The following is an 18,057-nucleotide window of genomic DNA, read 5'->3' as shown; positions in this document are numbered from 1 at the left end:
GTTGCCGCAATCAAGTGAAAGAACGCCACGTAGAAAACCTAGAAGGTCTCTCAAAAAGTCAGAGAACACCACAAGTTCAACCACTGCTGAGAAAACACAAACAGGCAACCTGTTTGACTTAGAGATCAGCTCAGAGGTTTTGTCCTTGATCCCCCGCTCGTTTGCCAAACAGCACAGCGTCTTTCCATTAGAAAAAAAAGGCAACCGCTTGACCGTTGCGATGGCAAACCCTGGGGATTATGCGGCGATCAATGAAATGCGTTTGATCACTGGGTTATTGATTCGTCCGCAAAAAGCCCACAATGCCGATATCCAACAACTGATCGTTCGCGATTACCCTTCTGAAATCAGTTTGGATGGCTTGAGCGACTCTCTCGTTGAAACCATCGACCCAGAAGGCGACTCAAAATTAGATGATTCGCCGATTGTCAAATTGGTCAATACCCTGCTGCAAGATGCGGTGGATCGGGGCGCCAGTGATATCCATTTCGATCCCCAAGAAAAAGGATTAGTCGTCCGCTTACGGGTCGATGGGGAGCTTCGTACCCATGAAAACTTGCCTAAGAGTATTCAGACTGGTGTTACTTCACGACTGAAAATCATTTCCTCCTTGGATATCACCGAAACACGTGTGCCACAAGATGGTCGAGCAATGATTCGTAACGGGGGCAACGTGGTTGATTTGCGGGTCTCGGTTTTGCCTGTCATTCATGGGGAGAAAGTCGTGATTCGGGTGTTGGATCGCTCCAGTGGCATTCGGCGCCTAGATGAGTTTCGCTTTGAACCGAAGGTATTGGCGACCTTTAAAGCGATTTTGCATAAACCCCATGGAATCATTCTTGTCACAGGACCGACAGGATCAGGGAAATCATCTTCCTTGTATGCGGCGCTGCAAGAGTTGAACACGCCGGAGATCAATATTATCACCGTCGAAGACCCAGTAGAGTTTCAGCTGCAAGGTATCAACCAAGTGGCAGTCAACAGCAATGTCGGTTTGACCTTTTCCGCTGGGTTACGGTCGATCTTGCGACAAGACCCCAATGTCGTGATGGTGGGAGAGATTCGAGATGGCGAAACGGCGGAGATTGCGATTCGGGCTTCCATGACCGGGCACTTGGTATTATCCACCCTGCATACCAATGATTCCGTCAGCACCATCAATCGCTTAGTCGACATGGGGGTAGAACCGTTTCTGGTCGCTAATGCGTTAGAAGGCATCTTAGCTCAACGGCTCGTCCGAACCCTTTGTTCTTCTTGTAAGACAGTAGGACCAGCCAGCGACAAGGACAAGCAGTTATTTGAATCCTATGGCATCACGGTTACGGAACTGGCACAGCCTGTGGGCTGTCCAAAGTGTGGCAATACGGGATTCAAAGGGCGAATGGCCGTCCAAGAGCTGTTGACGATCGATGCCAAGCTGCGTCGTATGATCACGAACAAAGCGACTAACGACCAGCTGATGGATTATGTTCAGGAACGAAAGATGCGCTTTTTGTTGGATGATGGGTTAGACAAAGTGCAACAAGGCTTTTCCACCATCGAAGAAGTCTTGAAGGTGGTCGCCGCAGAAGAGTGAGGCACGGATTGATTTATCGGTGATCTAGGGATCACCGAAGAACTACATACATTGTTTTAAAAGGAAATGCACATAGAAAGGGGCTGGTTTAATGGATCAAACGAGAGTGGCAACACAAGAGCGAGCAACCAAAAAGGGCGACGAGAGAAAAAACAGCTCCGACCCGTACCCGCATTCGGGAAAATCGTGAACTGAGAGAAAAAAAACGTGCCCACAGTCGCCAGAGCGATCAAGACCGATCTGTCTCGACGCGGGAGATCATTCAAAAAGCAGAACGGCAAGCAGTGACAAAAACGACGACTGCCAGCAGTACACAGGGCGTCAATCGCAACGAAGCGGCGCAATTTGCTGCCATGTCACCTAAAGAGCGGATCGATCATTGGTTGATGATCGCCGTCGAACAAAAAGCATCGGATATCCATTTAGTCGAAGGCGTACCGCCGATTTTTCGTCGCCACGGCGACTTGCTACCGATCGAAGGGGTTCCGACCATCGACACCAAGGACATCGAAGCCATTGCCGAAATCCTTTGCAACCAACGGCAATGGGAGGAATTCAAGGGAAAAGGCGAGACCGACTTGGCCTACGAACTAGGCGACATCTGTCGCTTTCGGGTCAATATTTTCCGCCAAAAAGATACCGTTTCGATCGCCTTGCGGCAGATCCCCATCGAGATCCCGAAGCTAAGCAAACTCGGTATGCCGACCGTCTTGCGGACTCTGATCCATAAAAGCCAAGGCTTGTTCTTAGTTACAGGGCCGACCGGTTCAGGGAAATCAACGACACTGGCTGCGATGCTGGACTATTTGAATGATACCAAAAAGACGCATATTTTGACGTTGGAAGACCCGATTGAGTACATCCATAACCACAAAAAAAGCATCGTTGCCCAGCGCGAAGTCGGCAGCGACACCATGTCCTTTGGCAATGGCTTACGAGCTGCCCTGCGTCAAGATCCAGACGTCATCTTAGTAGGGGAGCTACGAGATTTTGAAACAATCTCGATTGCTTTGACGGCAGCGGAAACGGGACACTTGGTATTAGGAACCTTGCATACGTCAAGTGCCCCAGCGACTATTGAACGGATCGTCGATGTCTTTCCTGCCGATCAGCAGACTCAGATTCGTACACAGCTTGCTGGCGCATTACTAGGGATCTTGTCCCAGCGCTTGCTGCCAACGATCGATGGCAACGGACGGGTAGCAGCAACCGAAATGATGCTCAATACCCGAGGGATCGCCAGCTTGATCCGTCAAGGGAAAACCCACCAGATCCATAATATGCTGCAGATGGGAAAAAACGAAGGCATGCATACCATGAGCGCTTCTTTAGAAGAACTCGTTGCTGCGGAACGGGTCGATGCCGATGTGGCAGATAACTTGATGGAGGAAGGGGGCGAATAGCCGATGGCACTCTTTGCCTATCAAGGCACCAATGTCCGAGGCGAAACGTTTTCTGGCAGCTTACGTGCCAATTCCTCCGTTGAAGCCCGCCAAAAGCTGCGCCAAAAGCATATCAAAGTCAACAGTTTGATCGAACAGCCAGAAACCTTGGCGAATAAAGAGATTCAATTGTTCAACAAAGTATCTCTAAAATTATTAGTTGCATACTTACGCCAGTTTTCGACATTGATCGCTTCGGGGATTACGATTGTTGATGCTTCACGAATGCTGGAAGAACAGCAAAAAAATCCGAATTTCAAGAAAATTCTTGGCGAAGTTCGGGATGAGATTGATGGCGGACGACCACTTTCAGAAGCCTATAAAGCCCACCCAAATGCTTTTCCAGTTTTGTTGACAAGCGTTATCGCCGTTTCGGAAATGTCAGGATCTTTGGAAAAAAACTTAACGGATATGGCGGATTACTATGAGAAAAGTGCTGAAAATCGGAGTGGTCTCGTAACAGCGATGGTTTACCCAATCATTTTGATCTTGATGACGTTTGTTGTAGGTATCATTTTACTAGTTATGATCGTCCCGATGTTTGTCGAAGTATTTGAAAGTTTTGATACAGACTTACCAAGAATTACTGTGATTACCATGGCTATCAGTGACTTTCTTCAAACTAGAGGATGGGTTTTAGCAATCTTTATTGTAGGCATTATGATCGGCTTTTGGCTCATCCGTCGAAATGAAAAAATCGATTTTGCCGTTCATCGTTTCATTTTAAAAATACCATTATTCGGTGAATTAGCGATTAAAAATAATTATTCACTGTTTATGACAACTTTGTCGACTTTACTGGGTAGTTCGGTTGGTATGGTCACAGCGTTGAATATGAGTCGGGATGTCGTGTCCAATAAATCAATCAAGCGAATCATTGATAATTGTGCCTTTCAAATAGAAGAAGGGGGCAAAATGAGTGATATTTTTCGTGGAAACATTAACGTTCCTTTATTAGTCACTCAGATGGTAGAAATCGGGGAAAGTACTGGTTCCCTTGAAGATATGCTGAAAAGACTAAGTATTATCTTTCAAAAAGAAGTGGACGAGTCCAGTAAACGAATCAAAACAGTTCTTGAACCGACAGTGATATTAGTTATTTGTGTCATTGTTGGATTGATCGTCGCTGCGATCATGGTACCGATGTTTGATCTTTTTGGTGCTATTCAAGGATAACAATTTGGATATTAACAGAGTTCCTAGACATTCTGTTTGATATATATTTTTAGGAAAAGTAGGAGGAGTAAATAAAGTATGCTTAGTGCAATTTTAGTAGAAGAAAAAACAGAAAATCGTTTTAACAAATTAATGAAAGATGAGACAGGTTTGTCGCTGGTTGAGTTACTTGCTGTTGTTGTGATCATTGCGATTCTATCAGGGATTGGTGTGATTGCAATCGGAAATATTATTCAGAACGCCCGTGAAGATGCAGCGATTTCAGATGTTCAGACTGCTTATTCGGCAGCGGTATTGCACCAGTCAACATCTGAAGGTCTTGCTAGTGGAGGAAATAATAATACCTTCACACTTGCTGATGTAAATACTGCTGGTCTTTATAATGGAGGGGGCTTCACTTCATTATCAACTGTGCAATTCACTATTACATCAGAAGGGACATTAACAATGGATCTCCCAGCTGCTGCCCTATCTGCGGGAACAAAACCATCTGTTGCTATAACAGGTATGGATCAAGATGCAGTAAGCAGTTTAACACGTGCTCAGTTATTCGGTTCCGGAACACCATAAAACATTTAACATAAACATGAACCAAATTACTTAAGCACTACCACCCCCAGGAAAAAAGGAGTTTTTTATGAACGAAATTTTGCAACAGATCCCAATGGGCCTAATCATTGGTTATCTTTTCATCATAGGAATGTGTCTAGGTTCTTTTTTCCTAGTGGTTGGTTGGCGGGTTCCCAAAAAGGAATCCCTGCTGACTCGCTCGCACTGTGATGACTGCCAACAGACATTAGGTGCAAGGGACCTCATTCCAGTTTTATCATACCTTATTTTAAAAGGCAAGTGCCGTAAGTGTCAAAAAAAGATCCCGCTGATTGCTTTTCTTTATGAAGTGTTGATCGGCATGCTATTTACGGGTACGACCTTGCTGTTTTGGGGCACTGCTGAAGTGATTGCCGCTTGGTGTTTATTAGCCTTATTAGCCATTATTTCTGCCAGCGACATCTTCTATCAGCTGATCCCCAATAAAGTGTTAGCCCCTTTTTTCGCCGGAGGGATCGGTTTACGGTTGATCCAACCGCAAAATGAATTTTGGTGGTATTGGCTCGTCGGCTTCTTTGCTGGCTTCTTGCCATTGTATCTCTTAGCGGAGCTCAGTAAAAAAGGCATGGGTGGCGGCGATATCAAATTATTTGCCGTCTTAGGCGTGTATATCGGCCCAGTGCAAGTCTTGACGGTTTTATTTGTCGCTTCTTGCTTGGCAGTGATCTTTTACGTGATCCAAATGCTACGGGGCAAAGTCAAAAGCCGCTACATTGCTTTTGGTCCCTTTATCGCCATTGCTACCGGCATGGTTTATCTTGGCAGCGGCTGGTTCCTTTGAATTGGGTTGCTGACCTTGGCGTTTGCTTGATTTGCTAAGCAAGCGTTGTACATAGAAATAACGTTGGTTCCTTCATATAAAACCAACAAGAAGAAAGCAGGTCCTCGTATGTTTGGCAAAAAAACAATTCCCCGCTTAGTAGGGATCGACATCCAAAAAAACTGCATCCGTTACTGTACCAAAAAAGGTGACCGTCTCAAATACGGCGAGCTGGTTGTGAATGGTACGATTTTTAAAGATGATAAGCTGCGCAATCCTGATAGTCTTGAAGCCGCCTTCAATGAGATTGCCAAACGCTTGGGATTACGCACGATGAGTGTGGTGATCACGGCACTAAATTCTCGTCTGCTGATCAAACAGATCCCAATCGGTAAGATGAACTCGGAAAAAGAGATTCGCGAGTACTTGTATTTTGAATTGGGGGAGTCCATCTCTTTGCCTTTTGAAAACCCGATTTTTGATCTACTGATCCTTAGTAAAGGTAACAAGGAAAAAGCACCAAAAGCACAAAAGAAAAAAGCCAGCAAGAAGGAAGAGAAAGCAGAACCGCAAGCTGTGGTCATCCAGCGGAATCGGTTTACCATCAATGGCAATGTGCCAGTCGTGGTCACATCAGAGCCGATTTTGATTCAACTCGGCGACACATTGAAAAAAGGCGGCCATCAGCTGATGGGCGTCGATTGCAGTTTTCTGGCGTATAGTCGTATGTTTCAGCGACAGATCAACTGGAGTGAAAATTTTGTGCTGGTCGAGTTAGATGCTGGCATCGCTAATATCACCTTTTTTGAAGAATTGGTGCCGACTTACGTGCAGTATGAAGATTATAATCAAGCCAACTGGAAATATATTGAAAAAGCCCAATCTGTGCAAGTGAACTTTAGGGAAAGTGCGGAGATCCAAGCACTGGAAGGGTTAGCAGAAACCTTGAATTCGGTGATTGCTTACTATTATCAGGAAATCTCGCCTGATTGTGAATTGAAAAAAATCTACTTAGTCGGCGGTCATCCAATGCTGCGGAAAGAAGTCCAAGAAATATTTCATGAGTTGTCTTCTTTGCCGGTCAAAACGATTTCCGCAAAAGTAAGTGAAACCAGCAAGAAAAAAATTCCCGACCGCTATATCTTGGCTGCGGGATTAGCGACGAAAGAGGTGTAACCATGAACATCAATCTATTGCCTAATAAATTTATCCGTAATCGGGCGTTTGAAGTCATTCTTTCGGTTTCGCTTCTCCTTTCGTTAGTAGTCGTTGGGGTTTGTGGGTTAGGCTTTTGGTATTATCAAAGGCTGGTGACCAATAATCAAAGCAATATCATGTCTAGTCAAACAGAGCGCATCGTTTTCCAGCGCCAGTTAGAAGAGATGCTAGCGTCAAAATCTCAAGACCTGCAAGAATTCATTGCCTTGCAAAAGCAAGAGAAATATTTCACAGCGCCTATTATGGAAACCTTTGAGGAAGTGGCATCAGGAATCGATGTGACCATCAATTCGTATAATTTGCTGCTAAATGGCGAGGGGACAATGTCCGAAACAGCCCAAGACGGTACACCATTGTTTCCTTTGGTGAGCATGGCAGTCCAAGGGGATGTTTATGAAAGTCTGATTCGCCTTAAATCGGCTTTTGAAGCAATCGATTGGGTACATCATGTGACTTATCAATCTTTTTCTCATAGTTCAACGCCGCAAGATGGGCGCATCACTGTCTACCTCTCACGAATCGCTGCACCACAAGTGATCAGTGAAGAGAGCGAAGAGGAAAGCGAGGTGGAAGCGGATGACTAAAGTCTTTTTCTCCAAAAAACACATCATCATCTCCGCGGTAATTGCGCTAGTTCTCGCTACCTCCGTACTTATTTTCTGGCTATTTTTACTGAATCCCAAACGTGCCGAAGGGATCGAATTGGCTCAGGAATTAGCTGGGATCGAAGCAGAGATCCGCGACATTCAGGAACAGCTGGTTTACCTACAAGGGGAACCAGACCTTCTTTCCTCAGAGACGGTCAATGAGGTGCCGATCATTCCCAATGGCATGGCGATCGAGTCTTATTTTACCGATCTCGCTGCCCTTGAAACGGAATTGCCGATCACGATTTTGCAATCGACCTTTAATGAGGAGATGCTTTACCCTACACCAGAACAAATGGCAGATCAGACTGGTGACAATCCTTTGGCTACGCAATTTCGGGTCACAAGGATCGGCTTTGACCTCCTGAGTGAGACGAATGAAGGAATCGTGCGTTTTATTGATCGGATGGAAAACCTGAATCGCTTTTTAAAAGTTGAATCAGTCGAATATCGGCAAGGAAGCAATACGTCAGGAGCAGATGCGTTTTCGGCAAGTGTCGTTATCAAGCTGTATTATCTATCAAGCTTTGAAACGGGACAAGAACTGTTGGAGTAATCAAAGGAAAGGGGTGCCTAGATGAAATCATTTACTGTTCTAGCGACTGTCTCGAAAATCAAACTGGCTGCCGCTGCATTAGGGGTCTTTATCGTTATTTCTGTCTTGTATGCGGTCTTTGCTATCCATGGTGGCAATTCTTATGAAGTGTCCGGTCACTTTGACCCAGAAACAGGACAATATGTATTGACGATCGAATCGGAACAAGCCGCTGGCGAGACGCTTTTCTTGATGGCAAATCATGAAGCGCTGGTGTCATTAGAAATGTTTGAAATGCTTGAGCTTGAGGAAGCGACCTTGCATCCAGCTGAACAAGAGGGTGTTTATGGTGTGGCGATCGAAGTGGCGCCTACGGAAGAAACGTTGTCCTTGGCATTACCAGTTTCTTTAGGAGAAGAAGAAGCCATCGAATTTGTCCTTAAGCGGGGAAATCGGACGCTGCAAAAAATCGCTCCGCCTTCTCTCGAGGAACGACAAGCCTTGCGATTGGAAGCTGACAAGGCTGTAGAAGAAGTAGCCTTGCTTGACATTCAGCAGCAGGAAACCAATGAGTCAGCGGCAGTCGAACTGCTTTCAGAACGGGCGACGCAAGGAGAGCGTGCCGAAGTTTCGGACTATCAAGCGCTGCGGGCTGCTTTTAGTGATTCATCGATCTCTGAAATCGTGTTTCTCGCTGACATTACCGCTGATTATACGGATGAGGCCAACAATCGTTTAACAGCGTTGGATCGGTCGGTGTCCATCGATGGGAATGGCTTTACCTTAACCACACCGAAGCGTTTCAACACGAACGGGACACCAAACTATAGCACGAATCCTACTGGACGTTTCTTTGAACTGACGACTACCCATGATCATCAGCCAGCGGTCTTTGAGTTGAAAAATATGACGATCGATTTTCAGGGAAACAATCTAGGATTAAACGCGTTGATCTATCAACAATCGTTGGCAGCCTCAGCTTTTTGGACGGTCAAAATAGAAAATATCGAGGCAAAAAGTGGTGTGCTAGAGGGAAGTACAGGCAATAATTTCCTTTATTTTCAACAAGGAAATCTCGAGATTCGCGGAACATTCCATTGGGTGGCTCACAGGAACCCAGCCGCGGGCAACAGTTCAGATACTGGCAGCTTTAATGTCAAAAGTGTCTTGATCACAGATGAGGCGGATGTCAAGATCTCAAATACGCAGCCGATTTTTCGGCTCCGACCAGACAACAATAATATCTCAACCTCGTTTCGGGTCAATAAGGGTTCCAAAGTAGATCTCTATAGTGTCCAGTGGCAAGCAATTTGGGCAAATCTCGAAGGACGTACTAACGAGGTGATTTTTGAAGTCGATGGAGAAGGCACGGTCTTAAATGCCTCATCACAAATGAATTTAGCGGGAGCGAACGGCGCAATCATTTCCTTGATTGGACAACGGGATGAAACGCAAAATAAGTTTTCTCGTACGATTATTTCTGGTGGTGCGGTCGTAAACTCCTATTCTAGAGCGCCTGCTCCCACGAGTGGTGTACCGAGAGGAACCACTGCTTTTGTCAATCAAATTTCAAAAGCGGGATCGACCACCAAACTCGGCGGCAATGTGACGGTAACTGGGGAAGGGTCGCAGTTTAATATGTTTGGTGATGGGCAACATCATGAGTATGGTTCAGTTATGCGGTTTCGCTTAGTCGGGGAACAGACCTTTGTGCTTGCCGACCAAGGGAAAATGAATATCGTCAAATACCACGGAAATGCGGCTGCAGTGCGGATGTACGGGCGGAACAACGAGTTCTATGTGGAGTCAGCCGGTCAGTTGAATATCTTTAACCATGCAGGCACCAGAACTGCGGCAGATGATGGCATCTATATTGATGAAACAGGTTTTGCCGTATTTGATCAGTACAATGATGAAGAACGAGAATTTGACCCATCTGCTGATTCCACCATTACTGCCAGTAATGGCTCAGATACGGCTGGTCGACAAGGCATTCAATTTCCTCTTGATGGCAGTGGAACTTCGGTTTTTCATGCACAAGGTGAAAACAGTCGAATCCATATCTATGCACATCGTGGACCTGCTGTTTGGATGCAAGGCGGAGAAGCCGAGTTCTTAGCTGGAAAAGACGCGACTTTTCGAATGGAAGGTCGGACCCTAGGTGCAAATAATGGAATAATCAGTTCGGTTGCCAGAAGCAATTTTGTGATTGATGAACCACTGTTTTATGACTTCCGAAATAATCGTCCGAATGGCGGACAAGCTTTTTCTAATTCGAACCGTAACAGTACCTTTATGTCTAATCGTGTTGGACTAGCGGTTTGGGAAAAGCGCAACGACGTGAATCTAGATGGTGATCCGGACAATTTCTGGAATCCACTGAGCTATCAACTAGGCAATGTCAATTTTGCACAAATCGTTAGTCCGCAGCCGGGAGAGCCTTTTTCAAATGAATTTAACAGTACGACTTTTAGGGGCGGGAATGCCTACACGCGATTTTCTGCCAATAATTATCCGCCAATGATCCAGCACTTAGTGACCCCGACCAATGCCGACAAAACCTTTTATGCCAAAGCGGTCGTTCCGTATGAATACACGGGGGCGATTCGCGATGCTTGGGATGATGAGGTCTGGGTGGAAGTTGCTTTGAAGGACGAAGCGGGCAACCAGCTTGAAACGCAATGGCTTTCCTCCAAATCAACTGTCGATGTTTTTGGTGAGGTGCATAATGGTGTGATCGCATGGACGCGGGACGACTTTTTCAAGACAGGTCAACGTTTTGAAGTGCTGCGTGCCCACCGAGGATTAGACCCAACGATGGAGGATGTTGATGATTCGATTTTCATTCATGCAACAGAAGAGAGTATTGCCGCTTTGCCTGATGCGGTCGTCGTGGATGTACGACCACCGACTGGTCTGCAAGTGGCAGAGGATCAGGTCTTTAATGAACGGACGACAACAGTTTCGGGGATCATGGATTTTCATTCTCCGCAAGACGACCAGCCAAAAGAGCGAGTCGCCATTTATGCGAGTACCGCGCAAGGATTGATCCGTGATGCTTCAGGTGACCCATATGTCATTACGCTTGATGCCGAACAAGGCAACTCCGTGCCATGGCAGTATCAATTACCTCGTCGCCTTGATCCTGAAGAGGATGTGTATATCGAATTTTACGCAAAAGATTTCGCAAATGATCGTTACGACGATTTCGTAGGAACCTTACCAGATACGACCACGACGGAACCCAATGGTCAGTTGGGGAGCACGAATCCGTCCGCCAGCGATTACGAGGACTATTTAGGGTATCGTGATGCCATTGGCGATGATCGTTTCCCACCAGCGCTCTCCTTTGAAGTCACCAGTATTCGACCTTCTGACCCATCGATTACGTTGCGAGTACCGCAAAGCTTTGATCGTGATGAAGAAGGCAATCCGATTATCACCGTCGGCAATCAATTGATCTTGCGGACGATCGTAGAAAGCAACGATGCGCGAAATTCTGGGAAAGACGATATTGAAAATGCTGTCGTGACGCTAGATATCTCGCCGAATTTATTGATGTTCTTAAATGTCGATGCGCTCGTGTATCAAGACAATATCGCCTCGGCAACTCTTTCTGGCGATCGTATCACGATCCACTTAGAACGCCCAATCGCACCTGGAGATCGCATAGAATGGAACTTGACTGCTCGGGTGGATGAACAGGCAGCTGCTGGTAATGTTCTGACCCCGGTAACGATCAACGGTAGAGTTTCGGGGAATCAACCAGAGACGGAAAACATTTTGATAGGGGAAGACAGTCTCACGCTTCAGACCGGTACACGCGCTGTCACTGGTGAGTTGATCAACCTTGCTGTTCATAACAATCAGCTGCAGATTTTTTATTCCAATCTTAGTACCTTTGACGTCTATATGGATGGCACCTTTTATCGAACATACAACGTGCAGCAAAGACCCGTAACGGATTCTGTCACCCTTGATATTCCTGTTCATGACATCCGTAATTTGATTTCTGTGCGCTACAAAGATGAAAATGGCGCAGACCGTGTTTCTTATTGGAACAATATCTGGGACTTCATCGATTAAACGTGAATAACCTTTTTTAAAACAAACAGAAGAAGAACAGTCTTTCACTGCTGGATCCGCTTGTTGACCAAATTGCCTTGGTCAACAAGCGGGGAGCTATGTAGGAAAGGCTGTTTTTTTGTGGGGAAATTACTGGAGGAAAAGCCGAAAGCAGGGTTTTTGTTCCGCAGGTTTTTTCGTGCTAGACTAAAAAGCAGAAGCACGTGAAGCAACAGCAAAACGAAGGGAACAAAGAAAGGACGTGCCGCAATGGCAACAACAGCCAAAGAAACCAAAGTACATGATGTATTTGAATCGATCGCTTCCCGTTATGATCGAATGAACGGTATTATCTCCTTTCAGCTGCACAAACGGTGGCGCAAGGACACCATGAAACGGATGGCAGTACCAATGGGTGCTGAGATATTAGATTTATGCTGCGGGACCGGGGATTGGGCGTTTGCTTTAAATAAAGCGGTCGGTCCGACGGGGCAAGTGACCGGCGTTGATTTTAGCGAAGAAATGTTAACGGTTGCCAAAGCAAAGGCACAGAAAAAGCAACAAACGCAGATCCAATGGCAGACCGGCAATGCGATGGCATTAAGCTTTCCAGACGAGCACTTTGATTATGTGACGATCGGATTCGGGTTGAGAAATGTCGCGGATCGCCAACAAGTCTTGGCGGAAATCCATCGGGTGCTGTGCCCAGGCGGGAAAATCGTTTGTCTCGAAACATCACAGCCCACACTGATCGGCTGGCGGCAACTGTTTACTTTTTATTTTCACCATGTCATGCCGTTATTTGGCAAACTGTTCGCCAAAAGCTATCAAGAATATTCCTGGCTCCAGGAGTCTGCGCGGGATTTTCCTGACAAGGAGGCATTGAAACGGGAGTTTCAGGCAGCTGGCTTTGATGTGCTGCAAGTCAAAAGCTATGCAGGAGGTGCGGCCGCGATGCATATGGGTGTCAAACCTCAAAGCTAACGGCGTTTTTTTTCGATAGAAGAGCGACGAAATGAAAGAGACCATCAAGCGGATTGATGGTCTCTTTGCGTTGAGCAATTCAGAAAGTCTGTACTAGTTATTTTTTGTTTGGTCGTAAAACGATGTTGGTGTATAACCAGATGGTAACCACGTAATAAATGGCATAGAGAGCAATAAAGATGCCAAAGGGCAGCCATAGATCGTGGTACGGATCGATCATCAATGTTGTGAACATTTGTAATCCGAATAAGACATGGATCATCCCTAAGATACCAGGAACTAGGAAGAGCACACCAATCTCTTTGCGGATCGATCCTTTCAATAAGCTAGTCCGGGTTCCGATTTTTTTCAACATCGTATAGCGTTGAATGTCGCTGTTGGCCCCAGAAAGAATTTTAAACATCAAGCAGCTTGCTAACATCGTCAAGAAGGCGATCCCCAAGAAAAAGCCCATAAATTCAAAACCGGAGAAGAGACCATTATACGTGTCATAGACGAAGACCCGTTGCGAAAAATTCGTATCGGCAGTTTCAGTAGTATTGGTTTCTTGGTTTGTTTGCGCCAATTCATGTAATGCATCGTAACTTGCTTGAAAGTCTTTGACTTGCACCATTCGCAAGCTGGATTCAGGGGCATTGATTGTGTCAAAAGCGGTTTGATCGACAACTTGGATCTCTTTGCCTCGTTGTTCTGGCAAGAGGTAGCTACGCAATTGGTCCTGCGCGGTGATGTCTTTGGCTAATTGGTCTCCCGACAGCTTGTTGTAGGTAACGTCGATACTCAACTGATTCGTACTGGTGCTGAACAAGTTGTTCTTGTTGAATTGATCTTTATTGTAATAAAGGGTGTCATCTGTTTCCTTCAGACTATAAGTGACATCAAGAGTCGGCTTTAAGGCTGCAACTTTTTCGTCAGAAGCATTTTGGGCATTATTCAAATACAAGTCATAAGGGGCAACGGATTTTGCCATAATTGGGATCTCGTTTTTGAAGCCCAGACCAACAGTCAAAGCACCTAATGCTAGAGCAAAGAGCATGGCTACCATCGATAGCATCTGCGTATAATCACGAATCCGAAAGCTTAGCTGAGACAAGGTGAAATTGTTTAACCTTTTCAAAGCAATGGCATCGGTCCTCTTCAGCAAAGATAAAATCGTGATGATCACGGAACGAAAGACGAGGTAGGTCCCTAAAATAATAGTAACTAGGGCAACACCGATCCCCACCAATTGGAATTTCATCAAGTCGCTCATCATATAATAACCCACTGCTAAAGAACAAATCCCTAAGACAGTTTGCAAAAAGAGCATGAAAGGACGTTGCTTGACTTGCGCCGGTGTGCTAGTTTCTCGTAACAAGGCTAAAATTGATTTTTTGGCAATTGCCCGTGCATTAAAGATAGCAGCGATCAAAAAGAGAATCGAGAAGAATGCAAGTGTCACGACTAATGCTTGTAGATTAAAGGCCGCATAATGGCTGATCTGTAAATTTAATTGGTTCACTAGTAAGGTATTGACACCACTGGCTAATCCAATACCTAGTAAAGAACCAACAGCAGTGGCGGCGATCCCGACCAAGAATGTTTCAATGAAAATCATTTGGGCGATCTTACGTCCTTTGGCTCCTAGCATCATAAACATGGCATAGTCTTTTTGCCGCATCGCCATTAAGAAAGAATTGGCGTATAAAATGTAGGCAAAGGTGATGATCCCCAATAAGACAGAACCAAAGCGAAAGATAAAGACCACCATACTGATGATCGAGTTGCTTTTTAAAAAGGCTTCATTGCTGGCCATTGATTCGAACATATAGAAGATGGCTGAGGCCATGACTAAACCAGAAAAGAGGACGATATAATCCTTCAACCGGCCTTTGATTCCGGTAAGTGATAATTTCCAAAGCATGTGTTCTTCCTCCTTATTGTTCCAAGTTTCCTAGAATGACAAGGATCTTGCGGTAAAATTCTTCCCGGCTTTGATCCTCACGTTTCACTTCTTGATGGATCTTCCCGTCCTTGATAAATAAAATACGTTGGCAATAGCTGGCAGAAAGGGGATCATGAGTGACCAATAAAATCGATACTTGGTCATTGGTATTCAAGTCGTCCATCATATTTAATAAGTCTTTGGCACTTTTTGAATCCAAGGCACCTGTCGGTTCATCTGCAAAAAGAATCGTTGGTTCCGTAATCAAGGCTCGAGCGGCTGCCACCCGTTGTTTTTGTCCACCTGAGATTGCTGCCGGATAGTTGTCGAGGATATGCGTGATAGACAAACGTTCTGCGACTCGTTTGATCCGTTGTTGGATGATCTTTGGTTTGACCCCTTGTAAAGAAAGGGGCACCGCAATGTTTTCAGAAGCTGTTAAGTTTTCTAGGAGATTGAAATCTTGGAAGATGAAGCCAATTTCACGGCTGCGAAAATCTGCCAAGGCATCGCCTTTTAGTTTGGTGATGTCGCTGTTGTTGATGCGGATCGTACCTTTGGTTGGATGATCCAAGGTTGAAAGAATGTTCAACAAGGTAGACTTACCGGAGCCTGAAGCTCCCATGATTCCGATAAATTCACCTTTTTCAATATCAAAGCTGATGCCTTTCAAGGCTTCGGTTTGTTTTTCGTTAGCTTTTCCGTAAACTTTAGTAAGTTCACTTGCTTGAATAATTTTTTCCATGATTAAGTTACGCTCCTTTTAATTGAGTTAGTGCTTTTGCGGGAATGTCTTTTTCTTTGACCTCTTCATAGCTGGTCACGCCTTTTTTCTCATTCCAAGTAAGTTTCAAATAGGCTTCTTTACGCAAAGGCCGCTCTTGGAAACCATTGAAATCCAGGGTTTTGCTTTTGCCATTTTCGTCATAAGCCGGTAGTTCATAGTGGTATTGAGTATAGACATTGCCACTGTCATCTTTAGAAGTCGTCTTTTCGCCATCTGTCGTGATTTGGACATAATAGCTGTCGCCCCCCATGATGACTGATTCAGCAATTTGCAATGCACCAAATCCCACAAGCACGACAACTGCTAGTCCAATCAAAAATTTTTTCATAAATAGGTCACCTCGTTTTTTATTATGATGAAAGTATAACGCTAGTTTTCTGAAAAGGAGTGTGAAAAATCTATCAATAAACTTTCAATTTTGTCACGAGGAACGAACAAAAAAACGTTTCTGAATTGTGTGATCCACAAATCAGAAACGTCGTTTGCTTGTTACTCTTCAGTCATATTTTTTGCGAAACAGTTCAACGACTAGTTGTCCCTCATCATACATAATGGCGGCTTCATCGATCATTAATCCCAATAAATAGTAATCTTTTTCTTCATGGATCGTTTGATGACCGCCCAACAGTTCAACGTAATAGTTTTCCAAGGTACTGTCTCTTGGTGTATTGAGCATGTTGATAAAATGTTCTAGATCAGAGGGCTGTTCAGGGAAAGGGCCCTGCACGACTGCTTTGAAACCTTCTGCTTCAAAGGCCATCTCGCTCGTTATCTTTTGACAGTCATGGGACAAAAAGTAGGTGACTACTTCATCGACGATTCGTCGTGCCCGTTCTTTTTCAATCATTTTTTTCGCCGCCTTCTGATTTGTTGGTATTCATCTAACAATGGTACCATTGCCGCCGCGACAAATCCACTGGAAAAACCGTTATTGTATAAGTTCAATCCTCCATGTAAATAAGTGATATTTGTGACCAGTGCTGCATGGACGATGCCTGCTAAGATACCAGCTACAGGACCATAATACCCACTGATCGGAGCTAAACTTGTTCCAAAGATCGCTGTTAGTAATAAGCTGAAGGTGGATACATCAGAAGTCAAACCGACTTTGGTGGCTAAAACCACCCCAATCATCACGGGCAAACTATTTTTCCAATGGTTTCCAAAGGCACTGAAACCAATCACGGTCAATACAGCCCCTAAAAGTGGACCGGAAAGCTCGCCTTGCAGCAGGAAAATAAAGACTAACATCAAGAGCCCCATCATTGCCATGTTCATCATGGTGATTCCTAGTGAAAAAATTGTGACATAATCGGTCATCAGTTTCCCAGAAGTTTTAAAAAGATCCGTTAAACCTTTTACCGATCGTTTATTTAAAAAATAACCAATAAAAAACAAGAAAAAACAAAGGATGAGCAAGAAAGCCGTCAGATAATAGTGATAGTCAGTCGTCAATTGCTTGTTCGAATAGACTTCCATGTCGAATAATCGTAAAAAGCTAGTGAAAAACATAGTGATAATACCGGTGGCAAAGCCAATATTGTACAAAGAAAATCCTTGATGGAATTGTAAAAATTGTGCTGCCAGTGGAGGGAGTGTTAAGCCAATCAAAATGCCGATTCCATAACCTAACGCGATTCCTAGGGGCAAAGGTAAGCCTAAGCCAAATGCTAAGTAACTAATGACGGGTGAGGCAGCACTACCAAATAAAGCGACAAGTGAGTACTGGGTTGAGGGCCGTTGCTGTATGTAAGAGTATAGATAGACACCCAAGGGAATGGGGATTGAGTTAAAGATGTTTTTTCCAAAAAAAGAAAAGCCGGATATGGTAAAGAAAGCGGCGATCATCGGACCACTAATAATGGTTCCTTGCTTTTTAGCAAGCAGGATACTAATCAAAGTCAATAAGCCGCTATTCAAAAAGGCGCTTCCGAGATTGCCGATTGCAAAATAATCAGAAATCAAATTGCTAGGGGCATTCAAAATAGCCAACGATCCTTGCCACAATGCCTGAGGCGGCGAGGTGAACAAGCCGAGTAGAATCAACACACAGCTGTAAGCCAGAAGCAACCGCTGAGTTAAGAGCTGTGAGATCGGTGCAAAAGGTTTCGATTTCGTTTGTAAGAAAATTCGTTTGTCTGACATAGTTTCACTGAACGCTCCTTTTTTTTCATAGTATCACATCTTTTCTCGTCTAAGAAGGTTTTTTTGACAGTTTCCACAAGGCGTTTTTCGAAAAATATGAGAGAAAAGGAACGTCATAAAAGAAAAACTTAAGAATATTTGAAAAAAAGCAATAGCGATTTATCAATGATTTTCGTCTTATTTTCAATA

15 protein-coding genes are annotated in these 18,057 nt (G+C 44.7%); 10 read left to right on the top strand and 5 right to left on the bottom strand.

The window, feature by feature from the left end:
• Position 1: 1 nt before the first annotated feature.
• The 10 genes from IGI86_RS10530 (at position 2) to IGI86_RS10485 (ending at position 13,012) form a co-directional block, all read left to right on the top strand.
• Entirely contained in the window at positions 2 to 1,576 is a 1,575-nt protein-coding gene (locus IGI86_RS10530; RefSeq protein ID WP_244732023.1) for a GspE/PulE family protein, read from the top strand.
• A gap of 284 nt (positions 1,577 to 1,860) precedes the next feature.
• The gene (locus IGI86_RS10525) at positions 1,861 to 2,979 is read left to right on the top strand and encodes a type IV pilus twitching motility protein PilT (RefSeq protein ID WP_430617255.1); all 1,119 of its coding nucleotides are present in this window, start codon (positions 1,861 to 1,863) and stop codon (positions 2,977 to 2,979) included.
• Between the two features lie 3 nt (positions 2,980 to 2,982).
• Entirely contained in the window at positions 2,983 to 4,194 is a 1,212-nt protein-coding gene (locus tag IGI86_RS10520) for a type II secretion system F family protein (RefSeq protein WP_016613457.1), read from the top strand.
• 78 nt (positions 4,195 to 4,272) lie between these two features.
• Positions 4,273 to 4,764, top strand: a complete 492-nt coding sequence (locus tag IGI86_RS10515) for a pilus assembly FimT family protein (protein WP_430617254.1) — start codon at positions 4,273 to 4,275, stop codon at positions 4,762 to 4,764.
• A gap of 67 nt (positions 4,765 to 4,831) precedes the next feature.
• Complete coding sequence (locus IGI86_RS10510) at positions 4,832 to 5,584, top strand: prepilin peptidase (protein WP_008378680.1); 753 nt, start codon at positions 4,832 to 4,834, stop codon at positions 5,582 to 5,584.
• A 108-nt stretch (positions 5,585 to 5,692) separates the two neighbouring features.
• On the top strand, positions 5,693 to 6,739 hold the full coding sequence (pilM, locus tag IGI86_RS10505; protein WP_430617253.1) for a type IV pilus biogenesis protein PilM: 1,047 nt from the start codon (positions 5,693 to 5,695) through the stop codon (positions 6,737 to 6,739).
• A gap of 2 nt (positions 6,740 to 6,741) precedes the next feature.
• On the top strand, positions 6,742 to 7,365 hold the full coding sequence (locus tag IGI86_RS10500; RefSeq protein WP_086316319.1) for a hypothetical protein: 624 nt from the start codon (positions 6,742 to 6,744) through the stop codon (positions 7,363 to 7,365).
• Positions 7,358 to 7,984, top strand: a complete 627-nt coding sequence (locus IGI86_RS10495; RefSeq protein WP_086316318.1) for a hypothetical protein — start codon at positions 7,358 to 7,360, stop codon at positions 7,982 to 7,984. Before IGI86_RS10500 ends, IGI86_RS10495 begins: the two co-directional genes overlap by 8 nt.
• Before the next feature lie 21 nt (positions 7,985 to 8,005).
• Positions 8,006 to 12,049 carry a pectate lyase-like adhesive domain-containing protein gene (locus IGI86_RS10490; protein WP_430617252.1) on the top strand — a complete coding sequence of 1,348 codons (4,044 nt, stop codon included), beginning with the start codon at positions 8,006 to 8,008 and terminating at the stop codon, positions 12,047 to 12,049.
• Between the two features lie 249 nt (positions 12,050 to 12,298).
• Positions 12,299 to 13,012, top strand: coding sequence for a demethylmenaquinone methyltransferase (locus IGI86_RS10485; RefSeq protein ID WP_086299323.1), 714 nt, complete (start codon positions 12,299 to 12,301; stop codon positions 13,010 to 13,012).
• A 97-nt stretch (positions 13,013 to 13,109) separates the two neighbouring features.
• Here the strand turns inward: IGI86_RS10485 and IGI86_RS10480 are convergent, their stop codons facing one another.
• The 5 genes from IGI86_RS10480 to IGI86_RS10460 form a co-directional block, all read right to left on the bottom strand.
• Positions 13,110 to 14,915, bottom strand: coding sequence for an ABC transporter permease (locus tag IGI86_RS10480; protein ID WP_086299324.1), 1,806 nt, complete (start codon positions 14,913 to 14,915; stop codon positions 13,110 to 13,112).
• 13 nt (positions 14,916 to 14,928) lie between these two features.
• A complete protein-coding gene (locus tag IGI86_RS10475) occupies positions 14,929 to 15,681 on the bottom strand; it encodes an ABC transporter ATP-binding protein (protein ID WP_005235131.1) in 753 nt (250 codons plus the stop codon).
• Between the two features lie 7 nt (positions 15,682 to 15,688).
• Positions 15,689 to 16,051 (bottom strand): YxeA family protein, encoded by a 363-nt coding sequence (locus IGI86_RS10470; RefSeq protein WP_005235132.1) that lies wholly within the window; start codon positions 16,049 to 16,051, stop codon positions 15,689 to 15,691.
• A gap of 168 nt (positions 16,052 to 16,219) precedes the next feature.
• Entirely contained in the window at positions 16,220 to 16,570 is a 351-nt protein-coding gene (locus IGI86_RS10465) for a hypothetical protein (RefSeq protein WP_008378669.1), read from the bottom strand.
• Complete coding sequence (locus IGI86_RS10460) at positions 16,567 to 17,868, bottom strand: DUF1576 domain-containing protein (RefSeq protein ID WP_218192944.1); 1,302 nt, start codon at positions 17,866 to 17,868, stop codon at positions 16,567 to 16,569. The genes IGI86_RS10465 and IGI86_RS10460 overlap by 4 nt, the downstream gene beginning before the upstream one ends.
• Between the last annotated feature and the right edge of the window lie 189 nt (positions 17,869 to 18,057).

The organism is Enterococcus sp. AZ188 (assembly GCF_050544075.1).
Taxonomy (GTDB): domain Bacteria; phylum Bacillota; class Bacilli; order Lactobacillales; family Enterococcaceae; genus Enterococcus_D; species Enterococcus_D entomosocium.
Note: the sequence above shows the minus strand (reverse complement) of the source record. Positions and strands in the feature narration are given on the sequence as shown.